Origin of the sequence: Rhodococcus sp. 11-3 (assembly GCF_023704055.1) — a bacterium.
Classification (GTDB): domain Bacteria; phylum Actinomycetota; class Actinomycetes; order Mycobacteriales; family Mycobacteriaceae; genus Rhodococcus; species Rhodococcus aetherivorans.
Genome location: NZ_CP080406.1, coordinates 3,644,827 through 3,660,938, shown reverse-complemented (window position 1 = coordinate 3,660,938; position 16,112 = coordinate 3,644,827). Strand labels below are relative to the sequence as shown.

Below are 16,112 nucleotides of genomic sequence, written 5' to 3'. Positions count from 1 at the left end.
TTCGTTTCGTCTTGCTGATCGGACCGGGTGGCGGATTCCGCCCGGATTCCGGGTGCCCGTCGAGGGCAGGTCCCGTACTGCGCGACGCGCGCGCAGCAAACTAGCCGACGCGGAGCGATTCGGCCAGCGCTGAGATCTCCTCAGGGGTCTTGAGTGCCGTGGTCGGCGTGCCGCGCATCTCCCGCTTGGCGATGCCGACCAGGGTGCCGGCCGGGGGAAGCTCCACGACCGCCGAGACCTCGGCCGCGCGCAGGGTCGCGGTGCACAGGTCCCAGCGCACCGGTCGGGTGACCTGCGCGGCAAGCTTGGTCAGTGCGTCCGCTCCGGATGTGACAGGTGCCCCGTCGGAGTTGGACAGCAGCGTGCGGGTCGGATCGCTGGGCACGATCTTCGCCGCGGCCTCGGCGACGGCTTCCTGGGCCGGGGCCATGAATACGGTGTGGAAGGCGCCGGCGACCGGCAGGGGCCGGATCCGGGCCTTCTCCGGAGCGTTCGCCGCGAGCTCCTCGAGTGCCGTGAGGCGACCGGCGGCGACGATCTGGCCGGCCGCGTTGATGTTGGCCGGCGTCAGGTCGAGTTCGGCCAGCCGGGCGAGCACGTCCTCTTCGTTGCCGCCGAGCACGGCCGACATCCCGGTCGGCTCGATCGCGCACGCCCGGGCCATCTCGGCACCGCGGACGGCGGCGAGCATGACCGCCTCGTCCGCGCTGATGACCCCGGCGATTGCCGCGGCCGCGAGCTCGCCGACCGAATGGCCGGCGACGATCGTGTCGTCCGGGACGAGGTTGCGGGCCTCGAGTTCCTCGTAGGCCAGCAGCGCCGTCGCGACGACCAGCGGCTGGGTCACCGCCGTGTCGGTGATCTCCTCGGCCGTCGCGGTGGTGCCGAGGCGTTCGAGGTCGAGGCCCGAGGCCTTCGACCACAGCTGGATGCGATCGCGGGCGCCGGGCTGCTCCAACCAGGAGGCGAGCATGCCGGGTGTCTGGGAGCCCTGACCGGGGGCGAGCAGCGAAATCACGATGATCAGAGAACACCCTGGACAGGGCCTTGCGAGATGTCGGTAGGGATGAACTCTCGCTTGCTGTTTTGTAGGGTTCCCACAAAACAGCACGTCGGCGTCCACCATCGACGGAACGCCGCCTCCCGTTACGTGCCCGGTTCGCGCAGTGTGAAACGGGAGACTGGTGGGACTGGAGTTCGTAATTCGTTATGACTTCGAGCCAGCCTTCCCACGGTGGCGGCTATCCGCAACACGTAAGCATCACGGGGATTCGTGGGGTCGCGGCCGGTGACTTCTGTGATCCGCTTGAGCCGGTACCGGACGGTATTTGGATGAACAAACAGCTGTCGGGCACAGGTCTCGACAGCACCCCCACAGTCGAGGTATGCGTCGAGGGTGTCGGCCAGCGCCGGACCCGCCTCGGTGAGCGGAGCCACCACGTCGTCCTCGAGCGCGGCGATCGCCCCCGCGTCGCCGAGCAGCGCCCGCTCCGGCAGCAGTTCCGCCGCATGCACCGGCCGCGGCGCTCCTCGCCACCCGGCCACCGCCTCCATGCCGGCCATCGCCTCGACCGCGGACGCGTGCGCCGACGCGAGGGTGGGCGTGGTGGGACCGATCACCACCGGGTCGTCGGAAAAGCTGCGCATCAGCTCGGAGCGGAACGTCATCGCCTCGATGCTGCCGTGCAGCTCCCCGCTGACCACCATCACGAGCCGCTCGCCCTGCACCACTGCCAGCGCGGCGCGGCCGTGCTGCTGCGCGATCGAGTGCACGGTCGTCACGACCGACACACCCTCGTTCGGCGGGGGAGTGCCGATGATCACGGTGGCCGGCGCCGTCGCATCCCAGTTCAGCGTCGCGGCGCGCGAGAGCATGTCCGAACCGGTGTCGCCGCGGACCACCGCGTCGACGACCAGCGCCTCGAGGCGGGTGTCCCAGGCGCCGCGGGACTCGGCCGCGCTGGCGTAGACCGAGGCTGCGGCGAAGCCCAGTTCCCGGCCGTAGCGCAGCGTCGCCTCGGTCAGTGCGACGAGCTGTTGCTCGTTGCGCGCCAGCGCGGGCAGCCACTGCTCGAAGAACTCCATGGCGGCGCGGACCATGTCCACGGTCTGGCGCAGCGTCAGCCGGCGTGCCAGATCCTGCGGGATCACCTGGAACGCGTCCAGGCTGAACCGCAGATCACTGTCGGGGTTGCGCACCCATTCGAGGAAGTCGACGACCGCCGTCTGGATGATCAGCTGCACGTTGGACCGCTGCGACGCGTCGAGATCCGCGAAGAACGGCAACTGCTCCTGCATGGCGTGGACGGCCTCGGTGGACAGCCGCCCGGAGAACTGCTTGACCCGGCGCAGGAGCGCGTCGGGCAGGGGATCACGCTCCGGCCGCGCCGGCGGCACCGGACGCCCGGTAGGGACGCCCGGTGCCCGCCTCGGACGCGGCTCTGCGGGTTCTGCGACCATGGGACGAAACTACGCCCGTCGCCCGCGGCGGAGCGGGTCGGATCAGGCCACGCCGGGATCCGAGGTCTGCTCCGGAGCCGCCGCCACGTCGTCGATGCGGTACCGCCGGGCCGCCTCGACCGCCTGCGAGCGATCGATCGCGCCGTCCCGGCCGAGGGCGGCGAGCACCGCGACCACCGTCGACTCCGCGTCGATGTTGAAGAACCGGCGCGCGGCCGGGCGGGTGTCGGAGAACCCGAACCCGTCGGCGCCGAGCGTCGTGTAGTCGCCCGGCACCCACTGCCGGATCTGGTCCGGTACCGCGCGCATCCAGTCCGAGACCGCCACGAACGGACCGGCGGCGTCGGCGAGGACCTTGGCCACGTACGGCGTCGGAGCGTCGGCACCCGGGTCGAGCAACGCCTGCCGCTCGCACTCGACGCCGTCACGGCGCAGCTCGCCCCATGAGGTCACCGACCACACGTCCGCGGCCACGCCCCATTCCTCGGCGAGCATTTCCTGCGCCCGCAGCGCCTCGGGCATGAGCACACCGGAGGCGAGGATCTGCGCCTTCGGCCCGGAGCCCTCGCCGCGCCGGTACAGGTAGATGCCCTTGAGCAGGCCCTCGACGTCGAGGTTCTCCGGCTCGGCCGGCTGCACGTACGGCTCGTTGTAGAGGGTGATGTAGTAGAAGATGTTCTCGCCGCCGAACCCGTCGACACCCTCCGTGCCGCCGTACATGCGGCGCAGACCGTCCTTGACGATGTGCGCGAGCTCGTAGGAGAACGCAGGATCGTACGACACCACCGCCGGGTTGGTGGACGCCAGCAGCAACGAGTGCCCGTCGGCGTGCTGCAGGCCCTCACCGGTGAGGGTGGTGCGGCCGGCCGTCGCGCCGAGCACGAAACCGCGGGCCATCTGGTCGGCCGCCGCCCACAGCCCGTCGCCGGTGCGCTGGAAGCCGAACATCGAGTAGAAGATGTACAGCGGGATCATCGGCAACCCGTGCGTGGCGTACGAGGTGCCGACGGCGGTGAACGATGCGGTGGAACCGGCCTCGTTGATGCCCTCGTGCAGGATCTGCCCGACGACGCTCTCCTTGTAGGCGAGCATCAGTTCCGCGTCGACCGACGTGTACAGCTGGCCGTTGCGGTTGTAGATCTTCAGCGACGGGAACCACGAGTCCATACCGAAGGTGCGGGCCTCGTCCGGGATGATCGGCACGATGCGCGGACCGATCTCCTTGTCGCGCAGCAGCTCCTTCATGATGCGCACCAGCGCCATGGTGGTGGCCACCTGCTGCTTGCCGGAGCCCTTGCGGATCACCTCGTAGGCCTTGTCGTCGGGCAGCGTCAGCGGGGCCTTGGCGGTACGGCGCTCGGGCAGGAACCCGCCGAGCGCGCGCCGCCGCTCGAGCATGTACTGGATCTCCGGGGAGTCGTTGCCCGGGTGGTAGTACGGCGGCATCTTCGGGTTCGCCTCGAGCTCGGCGTCCGAGATCGGGATGCGCTGCAGGTCGCGGAAGTACTTGAGGTCCTCGAGCGTGAGCTTCTTCATCTGGTGCGTGGCGTTGCGGCCCTCGAAGTGCTTGCCGAGGGTGTACCCCTTGATCGTGTGCGCGAGGATCACCGTCGGCTGGCCCTTGTGCGCCATCGCCGCCGCGTACGCCGCGTAGATCTTGCGGTAGTCGTGGCCGCCGCGCTTGAGGTTCCAGATCTCCTGGTCGCTGAGGTTCTTGACCAGTTCCTTGGTGCGCGGGTCGCGGCCGAAGAAGTGCTCGCGGACGAAGGCGCCGTCGTTGGCCTTGTAGGTCTGGTAGTCGCCGTCCGGCGTCGCGTTCATCAGGTTGACCAGCGCGCCGTCCTTGTCGGCGTGCAGCAGGGCGTCCCACTCGCGACCCCACACCACCTTGATGACGTTCCAGCCGGCGCCGCGGAAGAACGATTCCAGTTCCTGGATGATCTTGCCGTTGCCGCGGACCGGACCGTCGAGGCGCTGCAGGTTGCAGTTCACCACGAACGTGAGGTTGTCCAGACCCTCGGTCGCCGCGACGTGCGCGAGACCCCGCGACTCCGGCTCGTCCATCTCGCCGTCGCCGAGGAACGCCCACACATGCTGGTCGGAGGTGTCCTTCAGGCCGCGGTCGTTCAGGTAGTGGTTGAACCGCGCCTGGTAGATCGCGTTCATCGGGCCCAGGCCCATCGACACCGTCGGGAACTCCCAGAAGTCGGGCAGCAACCGCGGATGCGGGTAGGACGGCAGGCCGCCGCCCTGGTCGGCGTGGCTGGCCTCCTGGCGGAACCCGTCGAGCTGCTCGGCCGGGATGCGCCCCTCGAGGTAGGCGCGGGCATAGACGCCGGGGGAGGCGTGACCCTGGATGAAGATCTGGTCGCCGCCGCCGGGGTGGTCCTTGCCGCGGAAGAAGTGGTTGAAGCCCACCTCGTACAGCGCCGCGGAGGAGGCGTAGGTGGAGATGTGGCCGCCGACGCCGATGCCGGGGCGCTGCGCGCGGTGCACCATGATCGCGGCGTTCCACCGGATGAAGGCACGGTAGCGACGCTCGACCTCCTCGTCGCCGGGGAACCACGGCTCGTTCTCGGTCGGGATGGTGTTCACGTAGTCGGTCGAGGTCAGTGCCGGGATCGAGACGTGCCGCTCGCCGGCACGCTCGAGCAGGCGCAGCATCAGGTACCGGGCACGCGCAGGACCGGCGGACTCGAGCAGCCCGTCGAAGGACTCGAGCCACTCCGTGGTCTCGGCCGGGTCTATGTCCGGCAGGTAGGAGGCCACGCCCTCGCGGATGACCCGCACGCGGCCGTCGGAGGCCCCGCTGGTGTTCGGCGAGGATCCCGCTTCCGAGGCGCCTTGTGTGGCGGCGCTCGTCGAGGAATCGGGCTCGTGGATCAGGTCTGTCAACGTCTGCTCCTCATCGTGGTGGGGCGCGCAGGTGTGGCGCCCGCTCCGTAGGCCGGCTCTTGTGGGAGCCGACTCATCGACATCTGAACGAGATGCACTGCTCATCTTCCCCCATCGCGCGGTGGGAGGCATCCCCCCGGGTGTGAAGCGGCCGCGAGGCGGGTATCCGGACCGTTCGACTCCGCGCGGCAGAATCGGCGGTGCGGAGCTCCTCGCGGTAACGTCCCCGGAAGAATGTTGTGACTTTCCTTGCGATTCGGCTTGCGTTGAGCCCCCCGAGGATGTTCGCTTTGAAAAATCGCTCGTGACATCCGGTACGCGGCAGGCCCGCGGCCCAACCGAAGGAGGACACCACCGTGGTCGCCGCGGCGGACGCCCAGAACTACGTTCAGAAGCTCGGTATCACCCACGACCAGGTGGTTCAGGAACTCGGTTGGGATGAGGACACGGACGACGACCTGCGGGCCGCCGTCGAGGACACCATCGGATCGGACCTGCTCGACGAGGACTCCGACGAGGTCGTCGACGTGGTGCTCCTCTGGTGGCGCGACAGCGACGGGGACCTCGTCGACGCGCTCATGGATGCGATCGGCCCGCTCGCAGACGAGGGCGTCGTCTGGGTGCTGACCCCGAAGACCGGCCGCGCGGATCACGTCGAGCCCAGCGAGATCGCCGAATCGGCCACGACCGCCGGCCTGACCCAGACCTCGACCGCCAACCTCGGCGACTGGGTGGGCAGCCGGCTGGTGCAGCCGAAGGCCGCCCGCACCAAGCGCTGAGCGCACCGCTCAGTTCACCTCCACCGAAGTAAGGACGACCGACGCGATGGCGATCGAGGTGGGTGCCGAGGCGCCCGATTTCACACTCAAGGACCAGAACAACCAGGAAGTGACCCTGTCGAGCTTCCGCGGGCACAAGAACGTGCTGCTCGTGTTCTACCCGCTGGCGTTCACCGGGGTCTGCCAGGGCGAGCTGTGCGCCGTGCGGGACGACCTGCCGACGTACGAGAACGACGACACCGCGATCATCGCCGTCTCGGTGGGGGCCTCGCCCACGCACAAGATCTGGGCCGCCGAGCAGGGCTACACGTTCCCGCTGCTGTCCGATTTCTGGCCCCACGGCGCCGTCGCCCAGGCCTACGGCGTGTTCAACGACAAGTTCGGTTTCGCCAACCGCGGCACGTTCGTCGTGGACAAGGACGGCATCATCCGGTTCGCCGAGGAGAATCAGCCCGGCGAACCCCGTGACCAGGGCGCTTGGGTGCGAGCGCTGGCCGCGCTAAAGTCCTGAGGCACAGTCCGGCGGCGCGAGCCGTCGGATTTGCGGGCGTGTAGCTCAGTGGTAGAGCTCTGGTTTTACACACCAGCGGTCGGGGGTTCGAAACCCTCCGCGCCCACCAGGGGAGTGGCGGTGAAAGACCTGGTCAGCGGCCGGTCCCTCACCGCTCGAGGGGGATTCTGCCCACCCGACATCCACTGCAGGGCCTTTACCTTGACACCCGCGGACACGGCCAGGCCGGGGCCGCGGTGTGCCGGGGATCGTGCGGCGTCACCCGGGGTCTTTGGGCTCTGTCGTGGCCGGGCCGGGTTTGCTGTGCTCGTGTTGTGAAGGTGCCGCTGCTCACGTCGTTCGAGGGCTATCGGGCCAACCAGATGGGACGTGACCTGCTGGCCGGCCTGACGGTGTGGGCGGTTCTGGTGCCCGAGGCCCTCGCGTACGCCACGATCGCCGGGGTGTCCCCGGTGATCGGCCTGTATGCCGCGCCCGCGGCGCTGCTCCTCTACGCGCTGTTCGGCAGCTCCCGGCACCTGGTGGTGGGGCCGATGGCGGCCACCGCGGCGCTTTCGGGTGCTGCTGTTGCCGGCATTTCCGGTGACGCCGATTCGGCAGCGCTGACGGCCGGTCTGGCGCTGCTGGTCGGTGCGCTCGGGATTCTCGCGGGGCTGTTGCGTCTGGGGTTTCTGGCTTCCTTCATCTCCGAGCCGGTGCTGAAGGGGTTCATCGTCGGCTTGGCGCTGACGATCATCGTCGGCCAGCTCCCGAAGCTCTTCGGAGTCCCGAGGGGAGAGGGGGACTTCTTCGAAAAAGCCTGGCACCTGGTCACGTCGCTGGGTGGGACGAACGGCTGGACGTTGGCCGTCGGCGCCGGCTCCCTTGCGGTCGTACTGGTCCTGCACAGGGTGTCGCCCCGGCTGCCCGCACCGCTGGTCGCGGTCGTCCTGGGAATCGTCGCCGTCTCGGTCCTCGGCCTCGACGCCAAGGGAGTGGAGATCGTCGGGCGGATCGAAGGCGGGCTACCTCCGCTCGGGCTCCCCGGCCTCCCTGGATCCGACTACGTCACGCTGCTCGCGTCGGCGGCAGGGATCCTGCTGGTGGCGTTCGCCGAGGGCGTCGGAGCAGCCAAGAACTACGCCGCCAAGGAACACTACGAGATCGATCCGAACCAGGAGCTGCTCGGGGTGGGCACAGCGAACATCGGCGCGGGACTGTCCTCCGGGATGATCGTCAACGGGTCCCTGTCGAAGACCGCGGTCAACGTCTCGGCCGGGGCGGTGTCGCAGATCTCTGGCATCGTCGTGGCGGCGCTGACGGTGATGACGCTGCTGTTCCTGACCGGTCTGTTCGCGAACCTGCCGGAGGCCACCCTCGCCGCCGTGGTGATCGCGGCCGTGACGAAGCTCGTCGACTTCCGGACGCTGCGCAAGTACGCGCGCCTGGCGACCCCGAGCCTGCGGCGGATCTACGGCGTCGCGGCGTACGCGGACTTCCTCGCCGCGGCGAGCGCCATGGTGGGTGTGCTGGTCTTCGACATCCTTCCCGGGCTCTTCCTCGGTGTCGCGGTGTCGGTCCTGCTCCTGCTGTTCCGGGCCTCGCGGCCCCACGTCGCCGAGCTGGGCCGCACACCGGACAAGAGCCGCTGGGTCGACCTGCAGCGCCATCCCGACGCGCTCACTGAGCCCGGAATCGTGGTGCTGCGGCCCGAGTCCGGCTTGATCTACGCCAACGCCGACAACGTGGCAGCGGCCGTACGCGGCCATGTCCATGACGACACGCGGGCCGTCGTCCTCGACACCGCAGCTGTGCCGGGAATCGACATCACCGCCGTCGAGATGCTGGACCGGCTGTATGCCGACCTCGCGCACCACCACATTCGGCTGCTCTTCGCCGGCGAGATCGGCCAGGTGCGCGACCTGCTCAGCGCGACCGGCATCGCCAGTGTCGTTACAGACGCACACTCGACCGTCGACGCGGCCGTCACCGCGGCCCGTCGCAAGCTCGACCACCCGCCGGACACCGACCAGAAGTCGGCGTGACGTCTCTGACGGCCGGTGGAGAGGCACCGGCCGTCAGGGCGGACCATTCCCGGTTGCTACGCGAGCGGTTCGATGTCGGGCAGTCTCCATGTCTTGTCGAACCACGGTTCCAGCGGACCGTAGAGCCGGACTATCGCGAACCAGCTCTTGCCGGGCAGGGTCTGGATCCAGTTGCGGCTGCCCTCCGGCCGTTCGGGACCGAAGTGGACGTCGACGGAGCCGTCCGCGTTCGAGATCATGTCGCGGTCGCTGGCAACGGTGGGCCATTCCTGGTCGGTCTGCAGCATCGACCGGGTCTGGGTGTCGTAGACGACGATCGACCAGAAGGTGTTGACCGGCACGTTCGGCGGGACGTGCAGCCGGTAGGTCCTGGCGCCGTCGAAGTGCGCGTCGGTGGCGTCGACGAACGCCGTGACATACTGCGATCCGGCGCCGACCATCTCCGTCAGGTACGCCGGACTCGATCCGCTCCCGATGAAGCCGAGCGCGGCGGCGGTGTCGAGCATCGCGGCGCCATTGTCCTGGAACTGGTAACCGGCGAAGAGGAAGACCCGCCAGGCGCCGTCCGGGTAGTAGCGTGCCTCGGGCTGGCGGACCCGGTAGAGGAGCGCGCGGGCGGTCGCGTCGCCGACCGCGGCTGCCTCGGTCAGGATTGCCCGCATCCGCTCGTCGGGGTCGAACGGTTTGCCGTGCTGGATGCCGACGGCGGCGAACATCCCCAGCATGACCGGGTCGGATGACTCCGGCAGCTCGGACTGCACCACCTCGTTGAGCAGCTCCCAGTACTGGTAGTCGGCGGCCGGGATGGTGACCCACGGCTCGAAGGAGACGTTCACGAATCGCATCGGCGGCGGGTCGTCGGCCTGAGCCAGCGGGTAAGCCCGGGTCTTCGCCTTGATCATGTCGGCGGCCGGATGCGGGTCGCCGTGCTCGTCGCGGAAACCGCGCGAGACGAGGCACATCCCGTAGCTACGGGACCGCACCACGAAGTAGCCGTCCGGGACCTCGCCGTCGTATGCAGGCGGCAGGAACAGGTACTTGCCACCCTGGCCCTTGTCGGGTCCGGTCGCGCCGATGTCGACGACCCAGCGCCCCCACGAGTCGTCGATCAGGCCGTACACGTCGGGCGGGGCGTCCAGGACGAGGGGTCCATCGTGGAGGTCGATCCACATGTAGAAGTACACAACGGTCGTGTGCATCGCCGGTCCGACGGTGCACGGGTGGCACAGGTCCTCCCAGAGCGCCATCGTGGTGTTCGCCGGGCCCCAGCGCAGCAGCCCCCGGCGCCACGCCGCCCACGACACCGGATGCTGCGCCAGCAGGTACGCCTGCACCGCCCGCTGGAAGTCCAGGTTGTCGAACAGTGTCCGGGTCGTCTCGTCGTCCGGGACTCCGTCGAAGGACCGCAGCGTGCCCAACCGGGTGCGGACCTCGTCCGGCATCTCGATGCCGGGCGGAATCGGGGTGCTGTTCGCAGGTGAGGTCATCGCGTCCTCCTGTGTCGATAGCCCTTGCCGAGATTCTCCGCCGCCGACCCGACGGCTCGCGCCACCCACTCAGGATGCGCCGTCTCTGCCCTCACTGTGTGCCGGATCGACGAGGGAACACGGGACGGCGTGGTACACCCGTCACGGTCTCGCGGTCGCCGGTTGTGGCATTCATGAACCGCTGCCCTGGGTGGAAGGAGCGCACTCACCTGGGTGAGGCCGACCTGGAGGATGGTGACGGGTATCCCCGTAGCGCGTACGCACGACGCCGGGGATGTCATAGGTGCCGTCGAGCAGCTGCTGCAACCCACGCTGCCCAGCAGCCTGTCCAGGGTCCGGTACCTCACCGCCGGAAGGGCTTTTGCCCACATTCGCCCGAGCTCGCGCCTCCGAGAGGGCGCTCGCGACCGCCTCGAGGTCGTCGTCGAACAGCCGACCGAGCTGTCAGTGCGTTCGTTGAGCCAGTCGAGCGCGCTTCGGTGATCTTCACCGACCGTGTCGATACCCAAACGATGGCCGCGGCGTCGAAGCCGGCTGCGTACATCAGGCTCTGCCCAGGTGCCCGTGATCGGTTCGCTCGAGTTGGTTCTCGATGACGACGGTGCGGCCGTTGTCGTCCTCCGCCTGGATGTCGAAGCAGAATTCGCCGACAGCGACCTGTGTGGACACGACCGTCAACGGCCTCTCGAGCTACTCAGCCGGGAGGTCGATGTTCTCGACAAGCCAGGGCGTGAAATCACCTGCTTCTGACGTCGGGACACTGAGTGGGTCCGCGACTCGGCGCAGCCTTCCGAGGTCATTACCGTCCAGCTCCGTGGTTGCGATTGTGCGGGCGGCACCAGCCACCGGCGGCCGATTCTCCCAATCGAGGACCCGCCGCTTTTGAAAGGCACAGAAACGGGTAGGCGGAGTTCGCGAGGTTACCCCGGACTGGGAAGGCCCAGCTTCGGTCTGTTGCGGTCACCGGGAGAGGTAGAGATGGGGTTCTGGCTCTACAAGTGCAACGCCGCGGAAGGCGGGCCGTCCGGATATTACGGTGACTGGCTACGGGGCGTGTTCAGTCGAGGTGCACCTGTCGAGTGGGGCGGGGACTACTCGACGCTGTCGGGTGAGGTGTCCAAGCATCTCGCCGAAGAAGTGACGGCCGGGGACGTGGTGGCGGCCTATCAGACCGATTCGAAGTCCGTGGTCGGGTTCTGCACGGTCACCAAGCTGACTGGGGAGCCCGGCGTTCGCAGAATCTACTTGCAGCCCATCCACTGGCTGACGCCGGCGTTCCCGGTGCACGAGCGAAAAGCGGGGACGCCCCTGGAGAGCTCGAATGCAGTCAACGGCCCCGCGGCGTTCCGCGAACTGCCGGATGCCGAGATGCAGGCCCTCGTGACGCTCAGTGGCGCACCCGATCGTGTGCTCGAGGGCAAGCCCGCGAAGGACGGATGGCGTCCTGTTCCGATACGCGATCCCAGTGAATTGATTGTGCCCCTCGACGAGGTCTGGGCCGGCCACACCCGCGGCTACTACGGCCTGGAAGAGTCGTGGCGGCAGGACGGCGTGGTTCTCGCACCCAAGTCGGTGACGTTCTTCGCGAGCTTGGACGATCTGCGGGACTACTTGCGGTGGAGGGTCGGGCAGTGGGAGGCGGACGGGTACGTGAGGACCGTCGGCGTGGAATTCCGAGCCACGGCGGCCCAACTCGTCGACGGTGACGAAGGCACCGGCGCAATGGTGACGTTGGAACCGTTCACCTACCGCGACACCCCTCCCGAGTTCGGAGGGACCGGCGACTGACGCCCGGAGGTGCCGTTCCGTCCGTCTACCGCGTGGTCTTCCCCGCCCTCTCAGCCGCTCCGCAGTGAGGCCGGATGGACGGCACAGCGTACGGACTACACGGCCCGGCAGCCGTCCGGCGCTGCGCCGACTGCCCGACCCGATCCTCGAATCGTTCCGGCGGGTAACGAGTGCCGCTCGTTCGTCGCCCCCTCGGGTATGCGCCGGTCCCGCAGTGCCTGCTCCGGTGACCACCCCGACTCGAGCGTGCGCAACGTCGTCACCTACATTCGGGACCGGCTCGAGGAGTCCGAGACCCTGCAGCAGGCGCAGACGGCACCATGCAGCCGTTCTCGGCGAGCCAGGACCTGCACAGTGAATTCCTCGCCGCGGTGATCGGGAGCTATGGACTCCTCGGCGGACCGGTCGGCGCAGATCCTCGACAACCAGAGGATGTCGCAGAAGCTGCTGGTGGCGTTGTTTCCGACCGTCTATGAGCGCCTGAAGGGTGCAGTCCGGCACTGTTCGCCTACTCGGAGAAAGTCAGTCGATGGTGTAGTAGCGGTGGTAGGTCCCGTAGCCGGTTGGTTTGCGTCCGATGACTCCGCGCGCGACCAGTCTTTGCAGCCGGTCCTCGGCCTCACGGCGGGTGATGAAGAGCGAACCGGCGACCGTGCCCTCCGACTGGAAGGCGTCGTTCTCGACGAACAACTCGAAGGTTTGCCGGTCGCGGTCGTCGTCGAGCCGAGCCTGTATCGCCCGACGATGGGACGGCTCGAGCAGCGCAGCGGCACGTGCACTCGACAAACGCTTGCGTCGGGAGACGAACAGGTCGTAGGTCTCGCGGTCACGTCGGGTCGGTAGCAGGGCTTGCACCTCACGCCTGAAAGTCATGATCGCATCGAAGGGGTCGGGTTCCGCGGAGGGCACCGTCTCGGACTCCTCGGCCGGGGTGCCGGCATTCATCGCCGCGGTGTCCCGAGGCTCGCTCTCGTCGACGTCGTTGACGTTGTCGATCGGGCGGTAGATGCCGTCGGACAGTTGCTCGACCCGGCCCATCACGACAAGCATCGCGAGTCGTTCCAGGGCGTCCTCCGGGGTGATGCCCGATCTCCTGGCGAGGTACGTGACGGTCACCGGCTTCGGTCGAGCACGCACGATGTGCAGGGCTTCGAGTGCCGCGTCCTCCGAGCAACCGGCGGATTCCTCGTCCGGGACGTCATTCGGGGCGGGGCCGGCATCGTCAACGACGGGTGCGAGGCCCGCGAGGGCAGCGGCCGCGGCAGCGGATGGGTCGTCGTCCTCGATGACGATGCCGTTGGGCAGAGTGATCTCACGATTCCCTCTTCGTGACCCGGAGTGGCGCTGTCGTCGCCTGCTATGTCCAGCCGGGTCCACGCGAGTCGGGGGGTGTCCCTATGGTTCCTGTCAAGCCGCTGAGGGGAGTGGTGCCCGGTAGAGTTCCCTGTTTTTCAGCATGGCGTAGAGAACGTCGCAGCGGCGTCGGGCGAGGCAGATCAGGGCCGCGTTGTGCTTTTTCTTCTCGGCACGCTTTTTGTCGTAGTAGGCGCGACTGGTGGGGTCGTGGAGGGCGGAGAATGCGGACAGGAACAGCGCGCGTTTGAGCTTTTTGTTGCCGGAGCGGGCCGGGTGCTCGCCACGGATCGAGGAGCCCGATTTACGGGTGACCGGTGCGATGCCGGCGTAGGCCGCCAGATGGGCGGCGGAGGCGAAGGCGGAGCCGTCACCGACCTCGATCAAGACCCGGGCTGCTGTCCTGAAACCGATGCCGGGCATCGAGGTCAGGACCCGGGAAAGAGGGTGTTCATCGAGCGCCCTCTCCACGTCCTCGGCAACCATTTTCCGTTGCTGGAGAGTCTCTTTCAGGGTGTCGGCGAGTTTGGGGAGGATGGTCTCCGCGGCCTGGGTGCCGGGCACGACCACGGTCTGCTCGTCGAGGGCGGCAAGGATCTCACCGACAAGTCGGGTGCCCATGCGGGGTGCGTGCTTGACCGCGATCGCGGTGAGTTTGCGCTTGCCGACCTTGCGGATTCCGGCCGGCCCGCCGCAGCGGGAGAGGATCTCGAGGACCGCCGGGTGTGCCACCCGGGGGCCGAGGACCCGCTCGAGGGCGGGGTGGATGGAAGTGAGCAGACCGCGGATCCGGTTGCTGACCCGGGTGGCCTCGCCGGCGAGATCGTCGTCGAACCCGACGAGGACCTCGAGCTCGGCGAGGGCCTCGACGCCGGTGTCGACCCGGCGCAGGGTGTGCGGCATGGTGCGGGCGGTATCGGCGATGATGAAGGCGTCGCGGGCGTCTGTTTTCGCCTGTCCGGGGTACAGGTCGGCGATGCGGCGCATCGCCAGTCCGGGCAGGTAGCCGACCTCGTGGTCGCAGGCGCGGGCCACGGTGACCGGCAGGGCGCCGATCGTATTGGGTTGGTCGACGACCACCAGCACCGATCCGTGGCTGGCCAGGCGGTCGAAGACCGCCCGCAGCTTCGCTTCGTCGTTCGGCAACGCCTTGTCGTAGACCTTCTTTCCGGCGGCAGTCAGTCCGACGGCGTGGTGCTCACCTTTGCCGACGTCGATGCCGCAGTACACCGCATAGTTCGAGTCCATTCCCGGGTCGTCCCTTGTGTCTCGGTCGGCCGGTCGCCGATCCGGCATCGACGCCCGACACCCACGTTACAAAGAGACCTACCCTACTTCGGTTGGCCGTGTCCCTATCAGCGGTCCGTCGACGCCACCACACCCGGCGACACCACCCCCCGGATCATGCGAGAGACAGGGGCAAGGAGTCATACCGGGTCTGGCGACCGGAGTCCTTCTGCGAAGGACCGTAAATAACGTAACGGGCGAGACGAACTCGACGGGTACGTCGTTGACCACGTTTTCGGTGAACGAGAAGCTGCCGTCCTCGAAGTGGGTCGGTCTCGCCAGGCGCAGCAGTCTGCCGTCGTCGTAGACGCCCATCACCCGCCAATATTCCTCGGCCCACCAGACTCCTTGGCCGAGCCGCACTTCGCCGGGTCTCACGGGGACCTCCCGGTCGGAATCGAGTTGCCGCCGTCGACAGGAGTATCGGCAATGTGCCCAGTTATGTTCCCGCGCTCATCGCGGCGACCAGGACCGGCAGGTCGTCCGCGACGACGAGGGACAGTGGGCTCTCGTGGGGCTTGCCGCTGTGCGTGATGATCAAGGCGGTCGGCGGGAGTCCGCCGTCGGCGGGTGGGGAGAGTTTCTTGAGGGCCTGCGGCACGGTCGTCTTGCGGGACAGATGGATGGCTCGATCGTGGGGCTCGACGAACTCCGGTGCCGCGCCCACGGTCTCGCCTTCGACGATCTCGTCGGTGGCCAGGCGGTGTGCGAGCCAGCGTGCGATGCAGTTGGTGGTCAGCAGACCGCGGTAGGTGCGGTCGTCGCAGATGGGAAACTGCGAGTAGTGGTGCCGGCGGATCTCCTCGAGGACCGAGCGGAGCGGATCGTCGAATCCGAAAGACGCGAGTGGGCGTTGCGGGCGTTACGCAGATCGGCGAACGCGCGCAACGCCGGCAGATCGAGCCGGGTGTGGTGTCGCCGCGCGTAGTCCTCGGCCATCCGGACGAAGCCGGTCCGGCCGTCGTCGGTCTGGAGCTTCCATGTGAAATGGTTCTCGATCGCGGTGAACGCGGCCGGGAATCGGATCGCACCGCTTACCTCGTCCATCACGTTCCATCTGCCTGAGACAGGTCTGCGCTTTCGCAGACGGGAGTGGGCATCGATGAGATGTGACGCGTCTGTGGGACTTCTATCCTCCACCTTCGCGGATACGTACCGCCGATGGCCGCTCGGGGAGCCGGCAGCGCCGGCCGGGTGTCTCCGATCAGCACACCGCCTGACCGACCACTCCCGGCTCGACCCTTCGGACCTGTTGTGGCCCAGACTGAACGGAGTCGCGAGATCGTGGTCGAACGGCGGAACCAGGCACGTCGCCGATTCTCGCCGTCGGGCCGTCCGGAGGTCGTACCGTCGAGCTCACGGGCCGGTCGTGATGCCACCGGCCACGGGCAGAATCGAGGCTCGTCGTGCGACTTCGTGGTACCGCAACGTCGTCCGCCGGGGTGGCACCCGCTTTTCCGGGCATCGCCCTTTCCGTTGTGTCCGCCGCGGCCGCGGCAGCAGTCGGTGTCCGCGCGGGCGCGGCGGC

General features: G+C 68.2%; 13 protein-coding genes and 1 tRNA gene. 5 read left to right on the top strand and 9 right to left on the bottom strand.

Going from position 1 to position 16,112, the window contains the following annotated elements:
- Positions 1-100: 100 nt before the first annotated feature.
- The 3 genes from KZJ41_RS17070 to aceE all read right to left on the bottom strand — a co-directional run bounded on the left by KZJ41_RS17070 (position 101) and on the right by aceE (position 5,355).
- Positions 101-1,018 (bottom strand): ACP S-malonyltransferase, encoded by a 918-nt coding sequence (locus KZJ41_RS17070; RefSeq protein WP_029544298.1) that lies wholly within the window; start codon positions 1,016-1,018, stop codon positions 101-103.
- A gap of 128 nt (positions 1,019-1,146) precedes the next feature.
- Positions 1,147-2,460: a CdaR family transcriptional regulator gene (locus tag KZJ41_RS17065; RefSeq protein WP_006947663.1), complete on the bottom strand. Its 1,314-nt coding sequence runs from the start codon at positions 2,458-2,460 to the stop codon at positions 1,147-1,149.
- 42 nt (positions 2,461-2,502) lie between these two features.
- Entirely contained in the window at positions 2,503-5,355 is a 2,853-nt protein-coding gene (gene aceE, locus KZJ41_RS17060) for a pyruvate dehydrogenase (acetyl-transferring), homodimeric type (protein ID WP_065922469.1), read from the bottom strand.
- Positions 5,356-5,711: 356 nt separating this feature from the next.
- On the opposite strand from aceE, the gene KZJ41_RS17055 reads away from it, so the two are divergent.
- The 4 genes from KZJ41_RS17055 (at position 5,712) to KZJ41_RS17040 (ending at position 8,669) form a co-directional block, all read left to right on the top strand.
- Entirely contained in the window at positions 5,712-6,134 is a 423-nt protein-coding gene (locus KZJ41_RS17055) for a DUF3052 domain-containing protein (protein ID WP_006947669.1), read from the top strand.
- 46 nt (positions 6,135-6,180) lie between these two features.
- A complete protein-coding gene (locus KZJ41_RS17050; RefSeq protein WP_006947670.1) occupies positions 6,181-6,645 on the top strand; it encodes a peroxiredoxin in 465 nt (154 codons plus the stop codon).
- Between the two features lie 34 nt (positions 6,646-6,679).
- Positions 6,680-6,754: transfer RNA gene (locus KZJ41_RS17045), tRNA-Val, on the top strand.
- Positions 6,755-6,959: 205 nt separating this feature from the next.
- A complete protein-coding gene (locus tag KZJ41_RS17040) occupies positions 6,960-8,669 on the top strand; it encodes a SulP family inorganic anion transporter (protein ID WP_256997113.1) in 1,710 nt (569 codons plus the stop codon).
- A 56-nt stretch (positions 8,670-8,725) separates the two neighbouring features.
- On the opposite strand, the gene KZJ41_RS17035 is transcribed toward KZJ41_RS17040, so the two are convergent.
- Positions 8,726-10,156, bottom strand: a complete 1,431-nt coding sequence (locus KZJ41_RS17035; protein WP_251549344.1) for a DUF1254 domain-containing protein — start codon at positions 10,154-10,156, stop codon at positions 8,726-8,728.
- A 543-nt stretch (positions 10,157-10,699) separates the two neighbouring features.
- The gene (locus tag KZJ41_RS28465; RefSeq protein WP_256997112.1) at positions 10,700-10,825 is read right to left on the bottom strand and encodes a hypothetical protein; all 126 of its coding nucleotides are present in this window, start codon (positions 10,823-10,825) and stop codon (positions 10,700-10,702) included.
- Between the two features lie 309 nt (positions 10,826-11,134).
- On the opposite strand from KZJ41_RS28465, the gene KZJ41_RS17030 reads away from it, so the two are divergent.
- Positions 11,135-11,944 carry a hypothetical protein gene (locus KZJ41_RS17030; RefSeq protein WP_029544289.1) on the top strand — a complete coding sequence of 270 codons (810 nt, stop codon included), beginning with the start codon at positions 11,135-11,137 and terminating at the stop codon, positions 11,942-11,944.
- Between the two features lie 522 nt (positions 11,945-12,466).
- Here the strand turns inward: KZJ41_RS17030 and KZJ41_RS17025 are convergent.
- From KZJ41_RS17025 to KZJ41_RS17010, 4 genes are all read right to left on the bottom strand, one after another.
- Positions 12,467-13,081 carry a hypothetical protein gene (locus KZJ41_RS17025; protein ID WP_251549342.1) on the bottom strand — a complete coding sequence of 205 codons (615 nt, stop codon included), beginning with the start codon at positions 13,079-13,081 and terminating at the stop codon, positions 12,467-12,469.
- A 270-nt stretch (positions 13,082-13,351) separates the two neighbouring features.
- Positions 13,352-14,545, bottom strand: coding sequence for an IS110 family transposase (locus KZJ41_RS17020; protein ID WP_006942124.1), 1,194 nt, complete (start codon positions 14,543-14,545; stop codon positions 13,352-13,354).
- 478 nt (positions 14,546-15,023) lie between these two features.
- Positions 15,024-15,383 (bottom strand): hypothetical protein, encoded by a 360-nt coding sequence (locus KZJ41_RS28605; protein WP_231386026.1) that lies wholly within the window; start codon positions 15,381-15,383, stop codon positions 15,024-15,026.
- Positions 15,320-15,631, bottom strand: a complete 312-nt coding sequence (locus KZJ41_RS17010) for a hypothetical protein (RefSeq protein WP_006947688.1) — start codon at positions 15,629-15,631, stop codon at positions 15,320-15,322. Before KZJ41_RS17010 ends, KZJ41_RS28605 begins: the two co-directional genes overlap by 64 nt.
- Positions 15,632-16,112 lie beyond the last annotated feature (481 nt).

Excerpts from the sequence above, each read along its gene's own strand:
- KZJ41_RS17035 (WP_251549344.1), bottom strand. The coding sequence starts at position 10,156 with ATGACCTCACCTGCGAACAGCACCCCGATTCCGCCCGGCATCGAGATG.
- KZJ41_RS17065 (WP_006947663.1), bottom strand. The coding sequence starts at position 2,460 with ATGGTCGCAGAACCCGCAGAGCCGCGTCCGAGGCGGGCACCGGGCGTC.
- KZJ41_RS17030 (WP_029544289.1), top strand. The coding sequence starts at position 11,135 with ATGGGGTTCTGGCTCTACAAGTGCAACGCCGCGGAAGGCGGGCCGTCC.
- KZJ41_RS17020 (WP_006942124.1), bottom strand. The coding sequence starts at position 14,545 with ATGGACTCGAACTATGCGGTGTACTGCGGCATCGACGTCGGCAAAGGT.
- KZJ41_RS17010 (WP_006947688.1), bottom strand. The coding sequence starts at position 15,631 with ATGGACGAGGTAAGCGGTGCGATCCGATTCCCGGCCGCGTTCACCGCG.
- KZJ41_RS17050 (WP_006947670.1), top strand. The coding sequence starts at position 6,181 with ATGGCGATCGAGGTGGGTGCCGAGGCGCCCGATTTCACACTCAAGGAC.